The organism is Streptomyces gobitricini (assembly GCF_039532985.1).
Taxonomy (GTDB): Bacteria; Actinomycetota; Actinomycetes; order Streptomycetales; family Streptomycetaceae; genus Streptomyces; species Streptomyces gobitricini.
On record NZ_BAAASR010000029.1, the window covers coordinates 1 to 22754 of the forward strand.

Annotated in this window: 14 protein-coding genes, 2 tRNA genes and 1 riboswitch; of the genes, 7 read left to right on the forward strand and 9 right to left on the reverse strand. The window is 73.5% G+C overall.

What is annotated here, in order from left to right; translation table 11 throughout:
- Positions 1 to 316: 316 nt before the first annotated feature.
- Complete coding sequence (locus ABD347_RS24420) at positions 317 to 856, reverse strand: MarR family winged helix-turn-helix transcriptional regulator (protein ID WP_344365053.1); 540 nt, start codon at positions 854 to 856, stop codon at positions 317 to 319.
- Positions 857 to 998: 142 nt separating this feature from the next.
- On the opposite strand from ABD347_RS24420, the gene ABD347_RS24425 reads away from it, so the two are divergent.
- Entirely contained in the window at positions 999 to 2264 is a 1266-nt protein-coding gene (locus tag ABD347_RS24425; protein ID WP_344365150.1) for an MFS transporter, read from the forward strand.
- Here the strand turns inward: ABD347_RS24425 and ABD347_RS24430 are convergent.
- Together ABD347_RS24430 and ABD347_RS24435 are read right to left on the reverse strand one after the other, a co-directional pair.
- Positions 2261 to 3913, reverse strand: coding sequence for an ATP-binding SpoIIE family protein phosphatase (locus tag ABD347_RS24430; RefSeq protein WP_344365056.1), 1653 nt, complete (start codon positions 3911 to 3913; stop codon positions 2261 to 2263). The two genes, ABD347_RS24425 and ABD347_RS24430, sit on opposite strands and share 4 nt — an antisense overlap.
- Positions 3914 to 4117: 204 nt before the next feature.
- Positions 4118 to 5521, reverse strand: a complete 1404-nt coding sequence (locus ABD347_RS24435) for an NAD(P)/FAD-dependent oxidoreductase (RefSeq protein ID WP_344365058.1) — start codon at positions 5519 to 5521, stop codon at positions 4118 to 4120.
- 350 nt (positions 5522 to 5871) lie between these two features.
- Between ABD347_RS24435 and ABD347_RS24440 the strand changes: the two genes are divergently transcribed.
- Together ABD347_RS24440 and ABD347_RS24445 are read left to right on the forward strand one after the other, a co-directional pair.
- A complete protein-coding gene (locus ABD347_RS24440; protein WP_344365061.1) occupies positions 5872 to 6687 on the forward strand; it encodes a TetR/AcrR family transcriptional regulator in 816 nt (271 codons plus the stop codon).
- 110 nt (positions 6688 to 6797) lie between these two features.
- Positions 6798 to 8825 (forward strand): sigma-70 family RNA polymerase sigma factor, encoded by a 2028-nt coding sequence (locus tag ABD347_RS24445; protein ID WP_425575754.1) that lies wholly within the window; start codon positions 6798 to 6800, stop codon positions 8823 to 8825.
- Between the two features lie 13 nt (positions 8826 to 8838).
- On the opposite strand, the gene ABD347_RS24450 is transcribed toward ABD347_RS24445, so the two are convergent.
- Positions 8839 to 10947, reverse strand: a complete 2109-nt coding sequence (locus ABD347_RS24450; protein ID WP_344365063.1) for an asparagine synthase-related protein — start codon at positions 10945 to 10947, stop codon at positions 8839 to 8841.
- Positions 10948 to 11621: 674 nt separating this feature from the next.
- Here ABD347_RS24450 and ABD347_RS24455 point away from each other — a divergent pair.
- The 4 genes from ABD347_RS24455 (at position 11622) to ABD347_RS24470 (ending at position 16605) form a co-directional block, all read left to right on the forward strand.
- Positions 11622 to 13058, forward strand: a complete 1437-nt coding sequence (locus ABD347_RS24455) for an NsdA family TPR-like regulatory protein (RefSeq protein ID WP_344365066.1) — start codon at positions 11622 to 11624, stop codon at positions 13056 to 13058.
- 61 nt (positions 13059 to 13119) lie between these two features.
- A complete protein-coding gene (gene lhgO, locus ABD347_RS24460; RefSeq protein WP_344365068.1) occupies positions 13120 to 14346 on the forward strand; it encodes an L-2-hydroxyglutarate oxidase in 1227 nt (408 codons plus the stop codon).
- An 83-nt stretch (positions 14347 to 14429) separates the two neighbouring features.
- The gene (trmB, locus tag ABD347_RS24465) at positions 14430 to 15194 is read left to right on the forward strand and encodes a tRNA (guanosine(46)-N7)-methyltransferase TrmB (RefSeq protein WP_344365070.1); all 765 of its coding nucleotides are present in this window, start codon (positions 14430 to 14432) and stop codon (positions 15192 to 15194) included.
- A gap of 85 nt (positions 15195 to 15279) precedes the next feature.
- A complete protein-coding gene (locus ABD347_RS24470) occupies positions 15280 to 16605 on the forward strand; it encodes a PrsW family intramembrane metalloprotease (protein WP_344365073.1) in 1326 nt (441 codons plus the stop codon).
- Positions 16606 to 16761: 156 nt separating this feature from the next.
- Here ABD347_RS24470 and ABD347_RS24475 read toward each other — a convergent pair whose 3' ends face one another.
- From ABD347_RS24475 to ABD347_RS24495, 5 genes are all read right to left on the reverse strand, one after another.
- Positions 16762 to 17895 carry a M23 family metallopeptidase gene (locus ABD347_RS24475; RefSeq protein ID WP_344365076.1) on the reverse strand — a complete coding sequence of 378 codons (1134 nt, stop codon included), beginning with the start codon at positions 17893 to 17895 and terminating at the stop codon, positions 16762 to 16764.
- A gap of 11 nt (positions 17896 to 17906) precedes the next feature.
- Positions 17907 to 18041: riboswitch (cyclic di-AMP (ydaO/yuaA leader) on the reverse strand.
- A gap of 239 nt (positions 18042 to 18280) precedes the next feature.
- A complete protein-coding gene (locus ABD347_RS24480; protein WP_344365078.1) occupies positions 18281 to 19441 on the reverse strand; it encodes a PP2C family protein-serine/threonine phosphatase in 1161 nt (386 codons plus the stop codon).
- Between the two features lie 167 nt (positions 19442 to 19608).
- Positions 19609 to 19682, reverse strand: a tRNA-Met gene (locus tag ABD347_RS24485).
- Between the two features lie 224 nt (positions 19683 to 19906).
- Positions 19907 to 19979, reverse strand: a tRNA-Lys gene (locus tag ABD347_RS24490).
- 389 nt (positions 19980 to 20368) lie between these two features.
- Entirely contained in the window at positions 20369 to 22591 is a 2223-nt protein-coding gene (locus ABD347_RS24495; RefSeq protein WP_344365080.1) for a DEAD/DEAH box helicase, read from the reverse strand.
- Positions 22592 to 22754: the final 163 nt, after the last annotated feature.

Here is a 22754-nt window from a genome sequence, read left to right on the forward strand (position 1 = left end):
GCGCTTTCCCTTTCCGGCGGTTCCGACTCTATCAGATCCTTATCGGGCCTGATTCCCAGTCAGAAGGGTCTGTCATTCCGGCTGTTGGGCCGTTCCGACGTTTCAAACCCTAGCGGATTTCCCGGGCGACTCATAATCGAGCCTTCGAAATATATTTCGGCACACCGAAATATGTCCCGATCGGGAGTCCGTGCTGAGTTTGGTTGCCGCGCAGTGCGGCGGGATGGCTACCGCAGAACCGTTACGGCTCCGTGGCAACCCGAAGAACTTTACGGATCAGGCCGAGGCGTGTCAACCCCCGGCCCCTGGAGCCCGGTTAGTCCAGGTCCTTGAGCCGTCCGCCCGCGTCGGGCTGGGCGTGTTCCACGCGGCGCAGGAGCCGGATGAGCATGTCGCCCAGGGCCCCGCGCTCGTCCGTGGACAGGTCCTGGAGCAGGTCCTCCTCGAAGGCGGTGGCCATGCGCATGGCCTCCAGCCACTTGGTGCGGCCCTCGTCGGTGAGTTCGACGATGACGCGCACCCGGTTGTTCTCGTCCCGGTCGCGGGTGACCAGGCCCTCGGCGGCCATGCGGTCGATGCGGTGGGTCATGGCCGCGGGGGTGAGCCCGAGACGCTTGGCGAGTTCGCCGGGTCCCAGCCGGTACGGCGCGCCGGAGAGGACGAGGTGCTTGAGGACCTCCCACTCGGCGCTGCTGATGCCGAGCTCGGCGACCTGGCGGCCGTACGCGACGTTCATGCGGCGGTTCAGTCGGCCCAGGGCGGAGACCACCTTCTCGACCTGGGGGTCGAGGTCGCGGAACTCGCGCTGATAGGCGGCGATCTGCTCGTCGAGGCTCGGTTCCTGCGTGTCGGACATGCGGGGAGTATCCCACGGCGGTCGTTGGCGTTGAAGTCCTTCGATGTGTACAGTTAAGGATCGAACTTTAGTATTGAAGTCTTCAGGACTGAGTCCTACAGAGTCGAAGTAGGTGAGTGTGACCAAGGCGAGGGGCGCTGCGATGCGCCGGATCCAGGCGGGGAACGTGCTGAGCGCGTTCGGGCTCGGGTTCACCGTTCCGTATCTCTATGTGTATGTGGCTCAGGTGCGGGACCTGGGCGCCGGTACGGCGGGGGCCGTACTGGCGGTCTTCGCCATGGCCGCTCTGGTGGTCCTCCCCTTCATCGGGCGGGCGATCGACCGCCGGGGGCCGTTGCCCGTGCTGGTGGGGGCCGCGCTGCTGGCAGCCCTCGGGGCCCTGGGCATGGGGCTGGCGGGAAGCGTCCCGGCCGTCGTCGGGGCGGCCGCGCTGCTCGGTGCGGGTACGGCGGTGATGCAGCCAGCGCTCGCCACGATGATCGTCTGGTGTTCCTCCACGGCGACCCGGACCCGGGCGTTCGCCATGCAGTTCTTCCTGCAGAACCTCGGGCTCGGTGTCGGCGGTCTGATCGGCGGGCAGCTCGTCGACGAGAGCCGGCCGGGCAGCTTCCTGCTCCTGTTCTCGATCGAGGCCGCGATGTTCCTGGTGCTCGCCGGAATCGCCGTCACCGTGACGATGCCGCGCACGCCGTCCCTCGGCCAGGCCCCCAAGGACGAGAAGTCCGGGGGCGGGCTGCGGGCGCTGCTCGGGCACCGGGCCATGGTGCAGCTGTGCGTGCTGGGCTTCGTGCTGTTCTTCGCGTGCTACGGGCAGTTCGAGTCGGGGCTCGCCGCGTACGGGACCGAGGCCGCCGGGATCGAGCCTTCGGTGCTCGGGATGGCGCTGGCCGCGAACACGGCCGTCATCGTGGCCGCGCAGTTCCTGGTGCTGCGGTTCGTGGAGCGGCGCCGGCGGACGCGGGTGATCGCGTGGGCCGGGCTCATCTGGACCGTGGCGTGGCTTTTCGCGGGGTACGCGGGGCTCGGGCACGGCAGCCAGGCGATGGCCACGGCCGCGTTCATCGCGACGTACGGCCTGTTCGGGCTGGGCGAGGCGATGCTGTCGCCGACCGTGGCCCCGCTGGTGGCCGACCTGGCGCCGGAGTCGATGGTCGGGCAGTACAACTCGGCGTTCGCGCTGGTCAAGCAGCTCGCGCTGGCGGTCGGTCCGGCCGTGGGCGGTCCTATGGGGGCCGCGCTCCATGGGCCGTACATCGTGACCTTCGTGCTCTTCTCGCTGGGCATCACGCTGCTGGCGCTGCGACTGGGCAGGAAGCTCACGCCGGAGCAGGACCACCCCTACCTCGTGGCGAACGCGCGGGTGGTGGCGCGGCACACGCCGGAGCGGGCCGTGGAGGCGGCCGCCTAACCGGGCAGCGCGAACTCGCACCAGACCGCCTTGCCACCCCCCGGTGTGCGGCGGCTGCCCCAGGACGAGGCGATCGTGGCGATGATCGAGATGCCGCGACCCGCCTCGTCCTCCGTTTCGGCACGGCGGCGGCGCGGGAGGTGGTCGTCGCCGTCCGTCACTTCGATGATCAGACGCCGGTCGGTGCGGCGGAGTCTGAGGCGCATGGGCGGGGTGCCGTGCTGGAGGGAGTTGGCCACCAGTTCGCTGGTGGCCAGCACGCCCAGGTCCCGGAGCTCGACCGGGAAACGCCAGCTGGAGAGGACCCCGGAGGCGAAGGCACGCGCGCGTGGCGCCGCCTCGACGCCACCGAGCAGGTCGAGGGCGGCGTTGTGGAACAGCTCCGCGTCCGGTCCCGTGCGGGACGGGTGCTGGAGCACCAGGACGGCGACGTCGTCATCGTGCTCGGCGGTGACGCCGAGTGCCCGCAGCAGCCGGTCGCAGACGACCTGGGGGCTGCCGGTGGCCCCGGACAGGGCGCGCTCCAGAGCGGCGACGCCCTCGTCGATGTCCTCCCTGCGCCGCTCGACCAGGCCGTCGGTGTAGAGCACGGCGGACGAGCCTGGCGGCAGGGCGATGGTCCCGGAGGTGTGGAGCCAGCCGCCGGTGCCGAGCGGGGGGCCGGTCGGTTCCTCGGCGCGGCGTACCGTGCCGTCCTCGTCCCGGACGAGGATCGGCAGGTGGCCGGCCGAGGCGTAGACGAGGCGCCCCTCGTTGGGGTCGTGGACGGCGTAGACGCAGGTGGCGATCTGGCTGGCGTCGATCTCGGCGGCGAGGCCGTCGAGGAGCTGGAGCACCTCGTGGGGTGGCAGGTCGAGGCGGGCGTAGGCGCGCACGGCGGTGCGGAGCTGGCCCATGACGGCCGCCGCTCGGACGCCGCGGCCCATGACGTCACCGATGACGAGAGCGGTACGGCCGGCGCCGAGGGTGATCACGTCGTACCAGTCGCCGCCGACCGCGGCGTCCGTACCGCCCGGCTGGTAGGTGGCGGCCACACGGAGGTCGTCGGGCTGCTCCAGCTCCTGTGGCAGCAGCGAGCGCTGCAGGGTGACGGCGGTCTCGCGGTGGCGGCGCTCGCTGGCCCGCAGCCGCTCGGCGGCCTCCGCGTGGTCGGTGACGTCGGCGGCGTGGACGAGGACCCCGGACTCGGCGGTGCCGCGGGTGTCGACGGGCAGGCAGGTCACCGTGTACGAGCCTCCCGCGTGCGTGCGGCGGGACTTGACCGTGCGGGGCTTTCCGCTGCGCAGCACCTGGTCCATGAGCGGCGGCAGCCCCAGCTCGGCGAGCTCGGGGCAGACGGTGGCGACGGTCGCGCCGGGCGGGCGGGGGCCGAAGGCGGCGGCGTAGGCGTCGTTGACGTATGCGACGCGGTGCTCGGGGCCGTAGGTGAGAGCGACGAGGCCGGGCAGGCTGCCGAGGATCTCCCGTACGGAGAAGTCCTCCAGGGCCGGCACGTCGTCGGACACGGGCTCCAGCTGCTGGTCGGACTCACCTCGCGCCGCGGGGACGGAGTCGCCCCGCTGCGCCGGCGAGACCCCATGGCCGGTGCCGCGCGCGGCGGCGCGGCGCTGCGTACCGGGGAGCCGGGCGCTCCAACGCGTGAAGTTCACGGATCTGTATGCCTCATGGTGTCGGTGCCGAGCGTTGCCGTGCTGAGTCACTCTGTGCAGGTGTGAGCCCACCTATGGTCACACGGCCAGTGTGACCGACCGCACTGACAGGAGGCGTCTGTCGCGTCCCCGCCTCGTCAGGTGCCCTTCCCGGGGTCCTTCGTCAGGTCCTTGTCAGGGGCCTTCCCTTGTCAGGGTCCTTCGTCAGTCGGACTTCGCGCCGCCGTCCGCGGTTCCGCCCTTGGACGCCTCGTCCTGGGGCTCGGGCGGCCGTGGTCCGGCGGCGAGTTCGAACTCGGCACGCGGATGTTCCAGGGAGCCGAGGGAGACGATCTCCCGTTTGAAGAGACCCGCGAGCGTCCACTCGGCCAGGACGCGTGCCTTGCGGTTGAAGGTGGGGACGCGGCTGAGGTGGTACGCGCGGTGCATGAACCAGGCGGGATAGCCCTTCAGTTTGCGGCCGTACACATGGGCGACGCCCTTGTGCAGTCCCAGCGAGGCGACGGAACCCGCGTACCGGTGGGCGTAGTCCTTGAGCGGCCTGCCCTGGAGCGAGGCGACGAGGTTCTCGGCGAGGACCTTGGTCTGGCGCACGGCGTGCTGTGCGTTGGGCGCGCATTCCCGGCCCGGTTCGTCCGCGGTGATGTCGGGGACGGCGGCGGCGTCGCCCGCTGCCCAGGCGTGGTCGGTGCCTTCGACACCGAGGCGGGCGGTGCACTTGATGCGGCCGCGTTCGTTGAGCGGGAGGTCGGTGGAGGCGAGGACGGGGGCGGGCTTCACGCCGGCGGTCCACACGAGCGTGCGGGTCGGGAGCCGGGTGCCGTCGCTGAGCACGGCGACCCGGTCCTCGCACGACTCCAGGCGGGTTTCGAGGCGTACGTCGATGTTGCGGGCGCGCAGCTCGCGCACGGTGTACTTGCCCATGTCCTCGCCGACCTCGGGGAGGATGCGGCCGGTCGCCTCGACCAGGACCCACTTCAGGTCCTGGGGCTTGATGTTGTGGTAGTACCGCGCGGTGTAGCGGGCCATGTCCTCCAGCTCGCCGAGTGCTTCCACGCCCGCGTAGCCGCCGCCGACGAAGACGAAGGTGAGGGCGGCGTCGCGGATGGCGGGGTCGCGGGTGGAGGAGGCGATGTCCATCTGCTCGATGACGTGGTTGCGCAGTCCGATGGCCTCCTCGACGGTCTTGAAGCCGATGCCGTACTCGGCCAGACCGGGCACGGGGAGGGTGCGGGAGACCGAGCCGGGCGCGATGACCAGTTCGTCGTAGGTGAGCTGGACCGGGCCCGCTCCCTCCTCCTCGGTGGCGAGGGTGGTGATGGTCGCCGTGCGCTTGGCGTGGTCGACGGCCTTGGCCTCGCCGATGACGATCCGGCACTTGTCGAGGACCCGGCGCAGCGGGACGACGACGTGGCGGGGTGAGATGTTGCCGGCGGCCGCCTCGGGCAGGAACGGCTGGTACGTCATGTACGGGTCGGGAGTGACCACGGTGATCTCGGCCGTGCCGCTTCTCAGCCCGGCCTTGAGCAGCCGTTGGAGGTGCAGGGCGGTGTACATCCCGACGTAACCACCGCCGACAACGAGAATGCGCACAGGTTCGGTCACCATCCCATGACGCAACGGGCTTCGGCGTTTGTCCACAGGCTCGGCAAATTGTGTGACCGGAGACCCGGCGGGGTCCGGGGTGGCGCGGAAGGCCCGGGCCGGGGAAGGGGCGCAGGTCAGGGGGCGGGAGGGGGGTGGCGTGAGGGGGCAGAATCGGGAGTCTTCCGGTCCTTGCTCCGATCGGGGGGCGCACCGGTCGGAACTGCCCCTTCTGAATTGACCTCGACTCAACTATGTTCGTATGTCGTCGGGGAGACGGTTCGATGCGCATGACCTGAGCGTGTGGTCCGGGCCCCGCTTGTCAGGGTGGGGGAGTCTCCGGGGGGAGACACATCATTTCCGGGGGAACATTTATGCATATTCAGGATTCGCGCTGGTCGACCGCTGTCGCCTCGGCGTCCCCTTCGTCCGGTTCGCCGGCGGAGGGACTCGGCGGCGGGGTGAACGGCCGGATCGGCACCGGCGGGCCTTCCAGTCGTACGGCGCCGCTGCGGGTCGACGCGCAGCGGAACCTCGAGCACGTGCTGCGCGCGGCTCGGGAGGTGTTCGGCGAGCTCGGGTACGGGGCGCCGATGGAGGACGTGGCGCGCAGGGCACGGGTCGGGGTCGGCACGGTGTACCGGCGGTTCCCGAGCAAGGACGTGCTGGTGCGCCGCATAGCGGAGGAGGAGACCTCCCGGCTCACCGAGCAGGCGCGTACGGCGCTGGGGCAGGAGGAGGAGCCGTGGTCGGCGCTCTCCCGGTTCCTGCGGACGTCCGTGGCCTCGGGCGCGGGTCGCCTGCTGCCGCCGCACGTGCTGCGCGTGGGCGTGGACGAGCCGGGCGTGGTCCCGGCCGGGACGGTGGCCGCCGGGCCGGCCGACGAGGCGGCACGGGTGCCTCAGCAGCGGGGCGTGCCTGCCCTGCCGGAGCTGCGGGTGGTTCCGCCCCGCGCGGTGCCGGCGGCGGAGCTGGACGACGCGGGTGCGTCGGAGCTGCTGGAGGTCGTCGGCCAGCTGGTCGACCGCGCCCGGGAGGCGGGTGAGCTGCGTGGCGACGTGACGGTCGCGGACGTGCTGCTGGTCATCGCCACGGCGGCGCCCTCGCTGCCAGACGCGGCGCAGCAGAGCGCCGCGTCGGCCCGGCTGCTCGACATCCTGTTGGAGGGGCTCCGGTCCCGCCCGGCGTGAGGTCCCCCGAACGGGGCATGTCCGTTCCGGCGTTCGGGTCTTTTCCCCGGATGGGTGGTTGACGGGCGCTTGCCCCCGGTGGGGGACGTTCCCTGTGGCACTCTTGCCCGGTGTCCGGGTCTGAGCAGGGGTACGGGGCTTCCGCGACGAGCGGTGAGGGTCGCGACGAGTCGTTCGGCGGCGGGCCCGCCGGGGCCGGTGGGCCGCCCTCGGCACCGCTCCCCCCGCCGGCCGCCGTCCCCTCGCCGGCCGCCGTCCCCTCGCCGCAGGTGCCGGGCCGGGGCGGACCCGGCGAGGCTCCGGCTCCGGCTCCGGCTGGCGGTGACACCGGGGCCACCGTGCCCGCCCAGCGGGAGGGCCGTGCCGGCGGGTCCGTGCTGCCGCCGCCCGTCGAGCTGCCGCCGTCGGACGCCGAGCTGGTCCGGCGGCTGCGCGAAGGTGACGACACTGCGTACGAGGAGCTGTTCCGCCGGCACGCGGAGGCGGTGCGGCGCTACGCCCGGACGTGCTGCCGGGACGCCCACACCGCGGACGACCTGACGGCGGAGGTGTTCGCCCGGACACTCCAGGCGGTGCGCGGGGGCGCCGGGCCCGACCACGCCGTGCGCGCGTACCTGCTGACGACCGTGCGGCGCGTGGCCGCCGCGTGGACGAAGACGTCCAGGCGCGAGCATCTGGTGGAGGACTTCGCGGTGTTCGCCGCGCAGGCGGTGCGGGTCTCCGCGGTGTCGGACGCCGACACCCTGGATCTGGGCGCCGACGTGCGGGCGATGCACGAGGCCGAGCAGTCGCTCGCCATGCGGGCCTTCCGTTCGCTGCCCGAGCGGTGGCAGGCGGTGCTGTGGCACACCACGGTCGAGGAGGAGTCGCCGAGCGAGGTCGCGCCGCTGTTCGGGCTGACCCCGAACGCCACGGCCGTGCTCGCGAGCCGGGCCCGGGAGGGGCTCAAGCAGGCGTACCTCCAGGCGCACGTGAGCCGGTCGCTCACCACGGGCGGGGACTGCGCGCGCTATGCGGACCGGCTGGGTGCCTACGCCCGGGGAGGCCTGCGGATGCGGGCCGAGCGGGGGCTGCGCAAGCACCTGGAGGAGTGCGTCCGGTGCCGGCTGGCGGTGGGTGAACTGGAGCAGGTCAACGCCGGGATCCCGGCGCTGCTGCCGGTCGCCGTCATCGGCTGGTTCGCGGCCGGGTTCTCGCTCAAGGCGGCCGGGCTGGCCGCCGGTGGCGCGGCGGGGGCCGCGGGCGCCGGTGCGGGAGCGGCGGCCGCGGCGAGCGGATCGGGCGGTTCGGCGGCCGGCGGGGTCGCCGCCGAGGGGCTCGGCGCCCCGGTGAAGGCGGGCATCGCCGCGACCGTGGCCGTCACCGCCGTCGCCGGGTTGGTGTGGGCGCTGTCCGGGAACCCGGCGCCCCCGCCCGGGCCGCAGGCACGGCCGCCGGCCGTCGAACCCGTCGTACCGCAGCAGCCCGTGGCCGCGCCGAGCCGGGTCACGCCGCCGCCGGCCCCCGGGCCCGTGGCGGAACCGGTCCCGCCGAGCCGGAAGCCGACGGAACCCGCCCCGTCCACCACGCCCACGCCCGCGCCGCCCGCTCCCGCCGCACCCGGTCCGGGGCCCACGCCGCCCCCTCCGCCGCCACCCGCCCCGCCCGCCCCGTCGGCCCCGGCGCCCGCTCCGACGCCTCCGCCCCCGTCGGCCCCTGCCGCCGTCTACCAGGTCAACCAGCTCGGCTACGGCATCTACGGCGACCACACCGGCCCGGAGGTCCGGCTGGGGGCGTCCAGCTGGATGTGGCAGCGCCGGGGGATGTCGATCGGCGGCGAGCGGTACGGGCACGGCGTCACCGTGCACGCCCGGTCGTCGCTCACCATCGACCTCAACCGCCGCTGCTCGGTCTACGAGGCGCTCGCCGGGCTGGACGACATGGCGCTGGGGCTGGGCGCGGTCCGTTTCTCCGTGTACGGGGACGGCAGCCGGCTGTGGCGCTCGCCGGTGCTGCGCGGCGGTGACGCGGCGGTGCCGCTGCGCGTCGGGATCGCGGGCCGCGGCACCATCCGCCTGGTCGTCGAGCCGGATCCGGCCGCACCCCTCGGTTCCGTGGCGCCCGCCGACTGGGCGGAGTCGCGGATCAGCTGCGGCTAGGGCGGCGCGGCCGTCACGACCGGAGCGTGGGGCGCGGGGGCACCCCGGCCGCCACGGCGCGCTGCCGCGGAGCCGCCGTGCCGGTCCAGCAGGTGCCCCGCCGGGCCAGGAGGCGGCGCAGCCACAGCTCCGTGGAGACCAGGTCGGCCAGCCCGTCCAGCGGGACCGGCTCGCCCTCGGAGGCGGCGCGCAGGGCCTTGCGGACGACCCGGGCCTCGATCAGGCCCGCGTCCGCGAGGAGCGGCGCCTCGAAGAGCGCCATGAGCTGCGGCAGGGCGGCGCGGAGCCCCGCGCGGTTGGCGGTGGCCGTCGGGGCGTGCGAGGTGGCGCCCCAGCCGGGCGGCAGGTCGCGGATGCCCGCGCCGGCCAGGACGGTGCGCAGGATCGCGGCGCGGGCGCCGGGCTGGACGCGCAGCGACTCGGGCAGGTCGCGGCAGGCCCGTACGACCTGGTTGTCGAGGAAGGGCGAGTGGAGCCGCTGGCTGCGGATCTCGGCGGACTGCTCCAGCACGCGGTGGTCCGCCGCGTACCGGGCGAGGGCCGCGCGGGCGCGTGCCTCGCCGGGGCGCTGGACCGAAGTCGGCCTGGTGGCGGCCTGGTTGAGGCGAACCGATACTTCTGCGAGGGCCTCGCCGGTCAGCCAGCGCGCGGCGGGTCCGGGCCGCGCCCAGGCCAGGGCGGCGAGGGAGGCGGACAGCGGGCCGTTCACGGCGGGAGCCGACCGGTTGGCCTCCAGGAGCCGGTCCGCGGCCGATTCCAGACCGGCGCGGTACGGCGTACGGGCCAGTTTGCGGGCGGCCCGGTAGACGGTGAGCGGGACGAGGAGGGAACCGGCCGACGGCCCGGTGGCCTTGGCGAGGGCCGCGACCGGCCGTAGCAGGTGGCGTCGTCTGCGGTCCATCAGCAGGTCGGCCAGGCGCGCGGGGTGGGCGTCGAGCACCTGCCGTGCGCCGTGCCCGGTGAAGTGGTCGGCGCTGCCCGCCGCGAGGCGCCGCCGGTGCCGTTCGGCGGTCACCAGGGAAGGCCCGGGTTCGTCGGTGAGCGGGCCCTCCAGCTCGGCGTACGGCAGCGCCTCCTCGGACGCGGCCACCACGACGTGATGCAGGCGCGGGTTCTCGGCGATGGCGCGGGCGCGGGCCCGTTCCGCCTCGGCGTCCCGCCCGCCGGTGGCCAGGTCGTTGAACGTCACGGCGAGCAGCCGTTCGCCGGCCTCCGTGCCGTGCCCCAGGATCGTGCCCGGTACGCCGGGCAGGCCGGCCGCGAGCAGGGCGAGCGTCCCGGAGGCGCTGCCGCCGGACAGGTCGGCGCCGATGCCGGGCGCGGGGGCTCCGCGCGCGGCGCGCCGTTCGGCGGGACCCATGCCGGGGACGGGGCCGGGGTCGGGCGGCAGCGTCTCGGGGGCGTGCCGGGGCGCGGTGAGCCGCGCGCGCACGGCTTCGACGAGCGCGTGCCGTACGCCGTCCACCGCGTGGTCCGGGTCGATCTGGGGTGCCGCCACGGCGAGCGAGGCAACCGGTTCGTACCCGGTGATCTCGCGCGAGCCCTCGCGCAGCACGAGCGCGTGGCCGGGCGGCACGCGCTTGACGCCGACGTACGGTGTCGAGTCGCGCAGCGCCTCCGGAGTCTCGGGGCAGGCCAGCAGCGCGGCGAGGTGGCCGATGTCGAGCTGGGCCTCGATGAGGTCGGCCAGCGGCAGGGCGGCGGTGGCGTACGCGGTGCCGCGCGCCCAGGGGGTGTGGAAGACGGGCCGGGCGCCGGCCAGGTCGCCGGTGACGATGATGCGGCGGCCGACCCGCACGACGGCGGTGTAACTGCCCGGCCAGGCGGTGAGGTGACGCATCGCACCGCCGCGGGCGGCGAACAGCCCCACCCGCAGTTGGTCGTCGCTCGCGGCACAGCAGCCCAGCACCGCGAGGCGGGTGTCGGCGTCGACGGCGACCACGCGGATCTCGTCGGGGCGCCAGTCGCCGACCGCCCAGAGCGGATCGGGGTCGCCCCACAGGAGTTGCGCACCGACGGGGTGCACGGTGCCGTTCTCGTCATCGTTCCCGACGGTCCCCGCGGTGGTGAAGTCCGCACCGAAACGCGCGGCGATACTGCTCCACCCCACCAGCCACCGCATCGCCGCCTCCACAGCCTGTGGACAACTCAGCACTCTTGATGGAGACATGCTGCCACGACAACGGCGTACGGGAGGGTCCACGGCGCGCCCCCGCGAAAGGGGAACACGCCCCTGGCATTGGCCAGTTGGCAATGATCGGCGAAACGGTTCGGCCGACCGAACGATGGGCGTTATTCAGCCAATCTCCGTGCCTGCCCGAACCACACAAGTGCTTACATACACCCCCACAAGCTCGGTCCGGGAGGCGCTGTCCGCCTCCCGGACCGGTCCGCCACCCGCGGGGATTGAGGCGGCGGTGTCCCCCAGCCCGCCGCTTTCCAGTACGGCGGGCCGACCCACGCAGCACCCATGGAAGCGCTCCCCCACGGGACGAGCCAGAGCGCACGGACAGGCGCACGGCCACACACCGGGAGCACGTCACCGGCGCGGCGCACCTGCGCGGGGCGCGCGCCGCCCGCGCGCGCGTCGCCGGACGGCCGCGCGACGACGCCACCGGGCGCCCGCGCACCGGCCGGGCTCCCGGCCGGCCGGCGCGACCACCCGTACGCACAACAATCCCGCCATACGGAACACCGCCCCTTAACGGTGGGGATGCGGCGAACTACGCTGGGTTTACGAATGCCGCGCGCCTATGCCTGGCGTCGCGGCGGCCGTCTGTGGTCGAGGGGTGGCGCATGTCCAGGGAGCAACGCGGGCCGAACGAGAAGCTCGGCACCGTTCTCGCCCTCGCGGGAATCAGCAACGCCGGTCTGGCCCGGCGGGTCAACGACCTCGGTGCGCAGCGCGGTCTGACCCTTCGGTACGACAAGACGTCGGTCGCCAGGTGGGTGTCGAAGGGCATGGTCCCGCAGGGTGCCGCACCGCACCTCATCGCGGCCGCGATCGGGCAGAAGCTGGGCCGCCCGGTGCCGCTGCACGAGATCGGCCTCGCCGACGCGGACCCGGCGCCCGAGGTGGGGCTGGCCTTCCCGCGCGACGTGGGCGAGGCGGTGAGGTCGGCGACCGAGCTGTACCGGCTCGACCTGGCCGGACGGCGGGCCGGGGGTGGCGGGATCTGGCAGTCGCTGGCCGGCTCCTTCGCGGTCAGCGCGTATGCGACACCCGCCTCCAGATGGCTGATAACCCCCGCGGACTCGTCGGTCGAGCGTTCGGTGACGGCGGCGCCGGACGGTGCCGCCGACGAGGGCGCCGCGGTGCGGGTCGGCCACAGCGACGTGGCGAAGCTGCGGGAGGCCGCGGAGGACGCGCGGCGCTGGGACTCCAAGTACGGCGGCGGGGACTGGCGCTCGTCGATGGTGCCCGAGTGCCTGCGGGTGGACGCGGCACCGCTGCTGCTCGGCTCCTATTCGGACGAGGTCGGCCGGGCGCTGTTCGGCGCGACCGCGGAGCTGACCCGGCTGGCCGGCTGGATGGCCTTCGACACCGGCCAGCAGGAGGCGGCCCAGCGCTACTACATCCAGGCGCTGCGGCTCGCGCGGGCGGCCGCTGACGTGCCGCTCGGCGGGTACGTGCTGGCGTCGATGTCGCTCCAGGCGACCTACCGGGGCTTCGCCGACGAGGGCGTCGACCTGGCGCAGGCGGCGCTGGAGCGCAACCGGGGCTTGGCCACCGCGCGGACCATGTCCTTCTTCCGGCTGGTGGAGGCCCGCGCGCACGCCAAGGCGGGTGACGCCGCGGCGGCGGGGGCGGCGCTGCGGGCCGCGGAGGGGTGGCTCGAGCGGTCCCGGGAGGGCGACACGGACCCGACCTGGCTGGGCTTCTACTCCTACGACCGGTTCTGCGCGGACGCCGCCGAGTGCTACCGGGACCTCAAGGCCCCGCGCCAGGTGCGCCGCTTCACCGAGCAGGCCCTGTCCCGGCCAACGGAGGAGTACGTCCGCTCGCACGGCCTCCGGCTGATCGTGAGCGCCGTGGCCGAACTGGAGTCGGGCAACCTGGACGCCGCCTGCGCGGCCGGTACGCGCGCGGTGGAGGTCGCCGGGCGGATCTCGTCGGCGCGTACGACCGAGTACGTACGGGACCTGCTGCACCGGCTGGAGCCGTACGGCGACGAGCCCCGGGTGGCGGAACTGCGGGAGCGGGCGCGTCCGCTGCTGATGACTCCGGCGTGAGCCGTGTCCCACCTGGTTTAAGGCCATTGTCAGTGGGCCAGTGCACTATCTGGGGTGGGAGGTGGCACAGGTGTCCGCGTACGGCAGCAGGGGCTTCGGCCGGTTCGACTGCGACGTGCTCGTGATCGGCGGCGGGATCGTCGGGCTGTCGACGGCGTACGCGATCACGCGCGCCGCCCCGGGGACACGCGTGGTGGTGCTGGAGAAGGAGCAGGGCCCCGCACGGCACCAGACGGGGCGCAACAGCGGGGTGATCCACAGCGGGATCTACTACCGGCCGGGCTCGCTGAAGGCGCGGTACGCGGTGCGGGGCGCCGCGGAGATGGTGAAGTTCTGCGCGGAGTACGGCCTGCCCCACGAGGTCACGGGCAAACTGATCGTCGCGACCGAGCGGGCCGAGCTGCCCCGGCTGCACGCCCTGGTCCAGCGCGGCCGGGAGAACGGCATTCCGGTGCGGGAGCTGGGCCCGGCCCAGATCTGCGAGTACGAACCGCGGGTGCGGGGCGTGGCCGCCATCCACGTCGGCACGACCGGGGTGTGCGACTACGGGGCGGTGGCGGCGCAGCTGGCGGAGGGTTCCCGGGCGGACATCCGGTACGGGTCGGAGGTCGTCGCCGTGGACCGGCGCCCCTGGGGCGTCGCCGTGCGGACGGCCGACGGGACGATCGTGCGGGGCGGCGTCCTGGTGAACTGCGCGGGTCTGCACTGCGACCGGGTGGCGCGTCTCTCGGGCGACGACCCGGGCATGCGGATCGTTCCGTTCCGGGGCGAGTACTACGAGCTGGCCCGGCCCGAGCTGGTGCGGGGCCTGGTGTACCCGGTGCCGGACCCGGCGTTCCCCTTCCTGGGCGTGCACCTGACGCGCGGCATCGACGGGGGCGTCCACGTGGGGCCGAACGCGGTGCCCGCGCTGGGCCGCGAGGGGTACGGCTGGTCGGTCGTCCGCCCGCGGGAGCTGGCCGGGACGCTGGCGTGGCCGGGTTCCTGGCGGATCGCGCGCCGCCACTGGCGGTACGGGGCGGGCGAGCTGCGCCGGTCGGTGTCGAAGCGGGCGTTCACCGAGGCGGTACGGCGGCTGCTGCCGGCCGTCGGCCCCGAGGATCTCCACCGCGCCCCGGCGGGCGTCCGCGCCCAGGCCGTGCTGCGGGACGGCACCCTCGTCGACGACTTCCTGATCCGCGAGGCCCGGCGGACGGTGCACGTGCTGAACGCCCCGTCCCCGGCGGCGACCGCGTCCCTCCCCATCGGCCGCGAGGTCGCCCGGCGGGCCCTGGCGCACCTGGGCTGACCCGCGGCCGGGGCGCTCGGCGGCCCCGGGGGCGGTGCGGCCCGGAGCGGTGCGCCGACAGGGCGCCGTAGAATCGGGGCATTGTGTCTGAGTCCCGTGAAACCGCCGCCCCCCGCCGGCCCAAGGGTGAGCCCCGCTTCCCCGAGGGGCCCGCGCCCGACCCCGCCGGGTCGCATTTCGAACGGCGGATCCGCAGCTTCCAGCCCCGCCGCAGCCGCGTCACGCCCGGACAGGGCGATGCCCTTCGGCGGCTGTGGGGCACATGGGGCCTGGACATCGACGGGCAGCGCACACTCGACCTGGGCGAGCTGTTCGGCGGGCTTCCGGTCGTGCTGGAGATCGGGTTCGGCATGGGCGAGGCCACCGCGCAGATGGCCGCGGACGACCCGTCGACCGGCATCCTCGCGGTGGACGTGCACACGCCCGGACAGGGCAACCTGCTCTCCCTCGCCGAAAAGGCCGGCCTGACCAACGTACGGGTGGCCAACGGTGACGCGATCATCCTGCTGCGGGAGATGCTGACACCCGGCGCCCTCGACGGCGTACGCGTGTACTTCCCCGACCCCTGGCCCAAGAAGCGGCACCACAAGCGCCGGCTGATCCAGCCCGAGTTCCTCGCTCTGGCGGCCACCCGGATGAAGCCGGGCGCCGTGCTGCACTGCGCCACGGACTGGGAGCCGTACGCGGAGCAGATGCTGGACGTGCTCACCGCGCACCCGGACTTCCGGAACACCCGGCCCGACGGCGGTTACGCGCCGCGCCCCGCCTTCCGGCCGCTCACCCGCTTCGAGGGACAGGGCCTCGACAAGGGTCACGTCGTGCACGACCTGCTGTTCCGGCGGGTGTGACCACGCGCCCGTGCCGCGCGCGGCACGGGCCCGGCCGTGGCGATGCCGTCGCGGGCTGTCGGTGACGGTGGTTAGGGTCGATCGCGTGTCCCATTCGTCTGCGCAGCACCAGTCGCCGTATCCGGCCGTCCCGGCGTACGGAGCACAGCCGTTGTTCGACGCCGTGCCGGAGCGCGCCCGCTGGCGCTACAAACCCCGCCGCGCCTTCTGGCGCGGCAAGGTGGTGCGGGTCTCCGCGGTCGCCGGCGTACTCGCCCTGTGCGGGCTGGTGATCCTCGCGCTGGTACGGGAACAGACCGGCACCGAGGGCTTCCTGGTCGGGCTCGGCCTCGCCCTGCTCCCCGTCCCGCTCCTCATGGCCGCGTTCCGCTGGCTGGACCGGGTGGAGCCGGGCCCGTGGCGGAACCTGCTGTTCTCGTTCGCGTGGGGCGCGTGCGCGGCCGCGCTGATCGCGATCGTCGCCAACACCTTCGCGACCCGCTGGATAGCCACGGCCACCGCCGACCCGGCGTCCGCGGACACGCTCGGCGCCACCGTCGTCGCGCCGGTCGTGGAGGAGAGCGCGAAGGCCGCCGCCGTACTGCTCGTCTTCGTCTTCCGCAGAAGGGACTTCACCGGCATCGTCGACGGCGTGGTCATCGCCGGGTTCACCGCGACCGGGTTCGCCTTCACGGAGAACATCCTCTACCTCGGCAACGCCTTCGGCGAGGACCAGCAGTTCGGGACGTCGGGCTTCGCGTCGGTCACGGCCGCGACCTTCTTCGTACGGATCGTGATGTCGCCGTTCGCGCACCCGCTGTTCACCGTGCTCACCGGTATCGGCTTCGGCGTCGCCGCGGTCACCGCCCGGCACAAGAAGATCCGCAGGGTCGCGCTGCCGCTGCTGGGACTGACCCTGGCGATGGGCGTGCACGCGCTGTGGAACGGCTCGGCGGCGTTGGGGCCATGGGGCTTCTACGCCGTGTACGGGGCGTTCATGGTGCCGGCGTTCGGGCTGTTGACGTGGCTGGCGGTCTGGTCGCGGCAACGCGAGCTGCGCACGATATCCGGCGAGCTGCCCGCGTACGCCGCGGCCGGCTGGCTCTCGCCCGCGGAGCCGCTCGCGCTCTCCTCGATGCGGGCGCGCGGTCTGGCCCGGGGGTACGCGGCGCGCTGCTTCGGCCCGGCGGCGACCCGCGCGGTCGGGGAGTACGAGGCGTTCGCGACCTCGCTGGCGTTCCTGCGCCACCGGGCCCGGCGGGGCGCGGCGGACCCGGACTTCGTGGCGCGCGAGCAGGAGCTGCTGCACCATCTGTGGCAGCGCAAGGAGATGGCGGGGCCGGCGCTGACGTACGCCGCGCGGGCCACCGGCCGGGTGTGGGCGCCGCCCCCGCACCTCGACTACGGCGGCTACAACCCGTACCGGTACTAGCCGGCGGGCGACGCGTGACGGGCGGCGCTTGACGGCCGGGAGGGCGGGGCGGCGAGCCCGGGCTGGCGGGCGGGCGGCGAGCCGTGCCGGGGGCGCCGGGTCCAGGGCCGGAGCCCGGTCGCTCACGAGCGGGAGCCGGTCCTCACGAGCGGGGTCTCAGACGGTGAGGCCCTTGCCGCGCAGCCAGGCCAGCGGGTCGATCCCCCCGCCGCCCGCGGTGTGCACCTCCAGGTGCAGGTGCGGCCCGGTGACGTTGCCGGTGGCGCCGACCCGGCCGATGGTCTCCCCGGTGGTGACCGTCTGACCGGCGCCGACCGTCATCGACGACAGGTGGCAGTACCAGACCTCCGTGCCGTCCTCCAGCTCCAGGACGATGCGGTAGCCGTACGAGCCCGACCATCCGGCCGACTTGACGGTGCCGCCGTGGACGGCCTTGGCGGGCGTGCCCGTGGGCGCGGCCAGGTCGAGGCCCGTGTGGTAGCCGGAGGACCACATGTTGCCGGCCTGGCCGTAGGTGGACGTGATGGTGTACGAGGACGTCGGCAGGGACCAGCTTCCGGCCCGTTCGGCCAGCTCGGCCAGCCGGGCCTCTTCCGCCGCCTTCGCCTCGGCCTCGGCCTTCGCCTTCGCTTCCGCGTCCGCCTTGGCCTTCGCCTCGGCGGCCTGCTTCTCGGCGGCGGTCGCCTGCGCCTTCGCCTCGGCGGCGGCCTGCTCGGCCGCGGCCGTCTCCGCGGCCGCCTTCGCCTCGGCGTCGGCGGACGCCTGCTGCTGCTCGGCCTGCTGGAGGATGCGGGCGCGCAGTGCCTCGCCCGCGTCGGCGCCGCCGCTCTGCTCCCCGGCGGCCTGGTCGGTGGTCCCGGCGAGGGAAGCGGTGGTGAACGGCCCGTCGGCCGCCTCGGCGGAACCGGCGGAGTCGGAGCCGGACTCTTCGGTGCCTTCCGAGTCGCCGGAGATCAGGGAGCCGATGCCGGGCAGGGAACCGGCGTCCGGGAGGCTCTCCGTGAGGGCGTCCGGCAGGGATATGGAGACCGCCGGCTTGTCCTGCGCGGTGGCCATGCCGCCCGCGCCCACCGCGGCGATGACGCCGACGCCGAGGACCGTGGAGCTACGGGCGAGTCCGCCGCGCTGCTTGGCCACGCGGTGACGGCCCCGGACGGGGCGGACGGTTTCCTCGGTGGGGTTCCATTCTTCCCACTCCCCGTTTACGGGGGCGGCGTCCGGGATACCCGAAGAGTTGAACGAGCCGATGGAGCCGTACGGGGCTTCGGGGGCAGGCCTGTTGGACGCCACGGAGGCGCACTCCTTTCCTTCCTTCTCGCCTACCGGGTTAGCTGACGGGTTCGGAGCAGGAAGGTCTCCTACGGGCCCACTTCGGCCCGATTCACCCCAAGGTGGTGGTTCCCCGGTTCCCTCGCGGAATTCGGCGCACGCGCGCGGTGCCGTTTCTGTCGACGGCTGGGACGACCGCGCTGCGTTATCGAACGTTAATAGACGCGGGCTCCGGATTCCAAGCCGTTCCTACTGATCATTAACCAGTAGCGCCATGGATCAACCGGGCCACATCCGGACACACACGGTCGAGTTGACCGCGCATCAGAAACGTTTACCGACCACGGTAATACTGACGGTGTGTCATATGTTATGCGCAGTGACACCCGCCGGTCACAGACCGTGCTCAAGGACCGGGAGCCGACCGGGGCACGACCGGAATCGTCCGCCGCCGCCCCGGCTGCCCCTCCGCCGGCCGGCTCACCGCCAGCAGCGCCAAGTCGTCGGTCGCCCCGCCTCCCGTATGCCGCCGTACGTCGCTCACCAGCGCGTCCAGCACCGCCTCGGGCCCCGGGAAGAGCCGCCCCGCCAGCCGCGCGACCGGATCGTAGAAGACCCCCTCCGCGTCCCGCGCCTCCGACAGACCGTCCGTATAGAGGAGCAGCGTCGCACCCGCCGGGTACGGCACCTCGTACGCCCGGTCCGGCCACCCGCCCAGCTCGGCCATGCCCAGCGGCAGCGCGGGCTCCGCCTGCTCCAGCGGTTCGACGCGCCCGTCCGCGTACAGCATCAGCGGCTCCGGGTGCCCCCGGTCCACCACCCGCACCACCGCCTCCCCGCGCGGGATCTCCGCCAGCACCGCGGTGGTGAACCCCTCGAAGGCGTCCAGACCGTCCCGCCGCGTCCCCTCCCGGGCCAGCGCCCGCTCCAGCCGCTGCGCCACGCCCTCCAGGGAGCTCTCCTGCTCCGCCGCCTCCCGGAACGCCCCGATGACCACCGCCACCGCCTCGACCGCGCCCATGCCCTTCCCGCGTACGTCGCCGACCACCAGCCGCACCCCGTACGGGGTGTCCTGCACCGCGAAGAGGTCACCGCCGATGAAGGCGTCCGCCTGCGCCGCCTCGTACCGCGCCGCCACCTGAAGACCCCCGATCCGCTCGGCGGGCGTCGGCAGCACCGCCCGCTGCGCGGTCTCGGCGATCACCCGGGCCGACGCGAGCCGCTCACCGCCGCGCCGCACCACCCGGTTGATCAGCAGCGCGAGCGCCGCGACCACCGCCACGGTGACGATCTCGGTGATGGTCTGGGTCTCGTCCAGCGTGCCGTTGCCCAGGTGCAGGGCCAGCATGGCCAGGACCGCGAAGAGGCCGGACAGCAGCGTCGTCCGCGCGGCGAACAGCGGCGCCGCGACCAGCGGGGCGGCGACGAACAACGGCACGGCGGTGAAACTGCGCGGGGTCGTCAGCTCGTACGCCACACCCCCCGCGACCAGCAGCCAGGGCAGCGAGCGGGCGAATAGCCGGACACCCTCCCGCCCGCCGTCGCCGTCCCGTGCTCGTCGCGCCACCGCTGCTTTCCTCCCCGGTCCACCCACGGCTGCGGACGGTACCGTGCCCCGTCCCGGCCGCCCGGAGCCGCGCCGCACGGCGGCCCGCCGTCCGCCTACCGAGCGACACGCTCCGGTCCGGACATGACGAAGGCCCGGTGCGCATGCGCACCGGGCCTTCTCATCAGTAGCGGGGACAGGATTTGAACCTGCGACCTCTGGGTTATGAGCCCAGCGAGCTACCGAGCTGCTCCACCCCGCGTCGGTGAACACCACCCTACGCCATCCGGAGCACGATCCCTAACCAATATCGCTGGCAGCCGACCCGGAGGGGACAAAACGGTCCTGATGGCGCCCGGCCCCTGCGCGGCCGGAGCGCGCCTCGTCGCCCCCTGCGGCACCCGGCGGGTCCCGGGGCGGCTTCCGCGGCGTTCCCGAAACGGCGTCAGCCCCAGGTCGGAGAGTCTCCGACCTGGGGCTGATTCGTAGGCCGTGTGGGACTCGAACCCACAACCAACGGATTAAAAGTCCGCTGCTCTGCCAATTGAGCTAACGGCCCTCGACGCGCCACCCCTGAGCATAGCCCCACGGCGCCCGCCATCCGATCGGGTATCGGGTGAACGGGCCACGTCGTGCCGTGGAGTGCGGGGAACAGCCGCAATGGCGCGCGGTGGTGGCGCCGACCGGTGGCCGACGTCACTGCCCCTGGGCGCCGTCGTCCGCGTACGGGTGGATGTCGCAGGTGGTCGTCTGACGGGCCACCAGGTCGGGCCGCCGTCACCCGTCAGGTCACCCGGGGAGGTCAGCGCGTCGCACCGCGCCCGCACCGTGCCCAGCGAGGGGTACGCGGCCGTCGGCACCAGCGCCCTGCCGCGGGCGGGCCGGGTGGACACAGGGCAGGGCCCGTACCTCTGTACGAGATACGGGCCCTGCTCAGGAGGTCACGGCTCAGCCGTTGCGCTTCCAGCGCGGCTTGTCGTCACGGCGCCCGAAGGAGGAGCCGGAACCGGAGCCGGAGCCGGAGCCGCCGCGGTGGTCGTCACGGCGGCCGTAGGGGCGCTCGTGGCCGCCGGAGCGGAAGCCGCCGCCCGAGGGCCGGTCGTCACGACGGTCGCGGTTGAACGGACGGTCGCTGCCGCGGTGTCCGCCGGTGGGCCGGTCGCCCCGGTCGTCACGGCGGAAACCGCCCGACGGACGGTCGTTGTCGCGACGGAAACCACCGGAAGAGGGACGGTCGCTCCGGTCGTCACGGCGGAAACCACCGGACGGACGGTCGTTGTCGCGACGGAAACCACCGGAGGACGGACGGTCGCCGCTCCGGTCGTCACGGCGGAAACCGCCCGACGGACGGTCGTTGTCGCGACGGAAGCCGCCACGGTCGTTGTCACGGCGCTCGAAGGAACGGCCACCACGGTCGTCACGGTCACGGTTGAACCCACCGCGGTCGCCGCCCCGGTCGTCACGGCGGAAACCACCGGACGGACGGTCGTTGTCGCGACGGAAGCCGCCACGGTCGTTGTCACGGCGCTCGAAGGAACGGCCACCACGGTCGTCACGGTCACGGTTGAACCCACCGCGGTCGCCGCCCCGGTCGTCACGGCGGTCACGGCGCTCGTAGTTGCCCCGCTCGTCACGGGACTCGCGCGCCGGCTGCTCCGGTACGGAGGCGATCGCGGCCTGCACCTCGGCCTCGGCGGCCTCGGCCACCTCGGCGACGGCGGCCTCCGGGTCCTCGCCCCGCTCACGGGCGGCACGGGCGACCAGGCGGTCGGCCTCCTCGCGCAGCTCGACGGCACGGCGCTGGAGCCGCTCCAGCTGCTTGGTGAGGTCGGCGACCTCGCGCTCGGCCTGCTTGGCGGCGTTGTTCGCGGAGTCGGCCTGCACCTCGGTCAGCGACCGGGCGCCGGTGATCTCGGCGACCTCCGGTTCGAACGCCCCGGCGCCGCCCACGATGTGGCGCGTGGCGTCGACGCCCGCGTCCTCCATGAGGCGGAAGATCTGGCGGCGCTGGTGCGGCAGGGCCAGCGACACGACGACGCCGGACTTGCCGGCACGGGCGGTGCGGCCCGAACGGTGCAGGTAGTCCTTGTGGTCACCGGCCGGGTCCACGTTCAGGACCAGGTCGATGCCGTCGACGTGGATGCCACGGGCGGCGACGTCGGTGGCGACCAGCGCGTTGACGTAGCCCTTCTTGAAGTCCTCGAGCACGCGGGTACGGGCGCCCTGCGTCATGCCGCCGTGCAGCGCGTCGGCCTTGACGCCGGTGTCCTGCAGCTGCTCGGCGATACGGTCGGCGCCCAGCTGGGTGCGGACGAAGATGATGGTGCGGCCCTTGCGGGCGGCGATCGCGGCGGTGACCGGCGCCTTGTCCTTGGGCTTCACGACCAGGACGTGGTGGGTCATCGTGGTGACGTTGCCCTGGGCGCTGTCGACCTCGTGGACGACCGGGTCGGTCAGGTAGCGCTTGACCAGCGTCGCGATCTCGTTCTCCATCGTCGCGGAGAAGAGCAGGCGCTGGCCGCCCTCGGGGATCTGGTCGAGCAGCTCGGTGACCTCGGGCATGAAGCCCAGGTCGGCCATCTGGTCGGCCTCGTCGAGGACCGCGATCTTCACGGCCTCCAGCGAGCAGGCGCCACGGTTGATGATGTCGCGCAGTCGGCCCGGGGTGGCGACGAGGATGTCGACGCCGCGCTCCAGGGCGTAGATCTGGTTGCCCATCGACGTACCGCCGCAGACGACCTTCATCTTGAGGCCGAGGACGTCGCCGTACGGCTGGAGGGCGTCCGCGACCTGCATCGCGAGCTCACGGGTCGGGGTGAGGATGACGCCGCGGGGCTTCTTCTTGTCGGTGTGGCCGCCCGCCAGGGTGGCGAGCAGCGGCAGACCGAAGGAGAGGGTCTTGCCGGAGCCGGTGCGGCCGCGGCCGAGGATGTCCTTGCCGGCCAGGGCGTCCGGGATGGTCGCGGCCTGGATCGGGAAGGGGGCGGTCACGCCGTTCTGGGCGAGCTTGCGGACGATGCCCTCGGGCAGGCCCAGGTCACCGAAGGTGATCTGCGGCTCGTCCGCCGTCTGCTGCTCGGGGGACTCGACAGCCTCGTCCGTGAGAGCGGTGCTCTCGTCGAGGTCGGCGTTCTCGGGCATAACGGCGTGGTCAGGACTGAAAATGGACATGCGAAATGCGAAACCTTCCGGAGTCTCGGCACGCGCCCGTCAACTCCGTGTTGTCGCAATTCGACCGCCTCGATGCGGTCAGCCACGGCAAGGGAGAGTACGCGCCACACGCGGCGCTCTCGGTAGTGGCGCCGGGCAAAGGGGAACATGGGATCAAACGATC

Excerpts from the sequence above, each read along its gene's own strand:
- ABD347_RS24420 (WP_344365053.1), bottom strand. The coding sequence starts at position 856 with ATGTCCGACACGCAGGAACCGAGCCTCGACGAGCAGATCGCCGCCTAT.
- ABD347_RS24425 (WP_344365150.1), top strand. The coding sequence starts at position 999 with ATGCGCCGGATCCAGGCGGGGAACGTGCTGAGCGCGTTCGGGCTCGGG.
- ABD347_RS24435 (WP_344365058.1), bottom strand. The coding sequence starts at position 5,521 with ATGGTGACCGAACCTGTGCGCATTCTCGTTGTCGGCGGTGGTTACGTC.
- ABD347_RS24440 (WP_344365061.1), top strand. The coding sequence starts at position 5,872 with ATGCATATTCAGGATTCGCGCTGGTCGACCGCTGTCGCCTCGGCGTCC.
- ABD347_RS24450 (WP_344365063.1), bottom strand. The coding sequence starts at position 10,947 with ATGCGGTGGCTGGTGGGGTGGAGCAGTATCGCCGCGCGTTTCGGTGCG.
- ABD347_RS24455 (WP_344365066.1), top strand. The coding sequence starts at position 11,622 with ATGTCCAGGGAGCAACGCGGGCCGAACGAGAAGCTCGGCACCGTTCTC.
- ABD347_RS24495 (WP_344365080.1), bottom strand. The coding sequence starts at position 22,591 with ATGTCCATTTTCAGTCCTGACCACGCCGTTATGCCCGAGAACGCCGAC.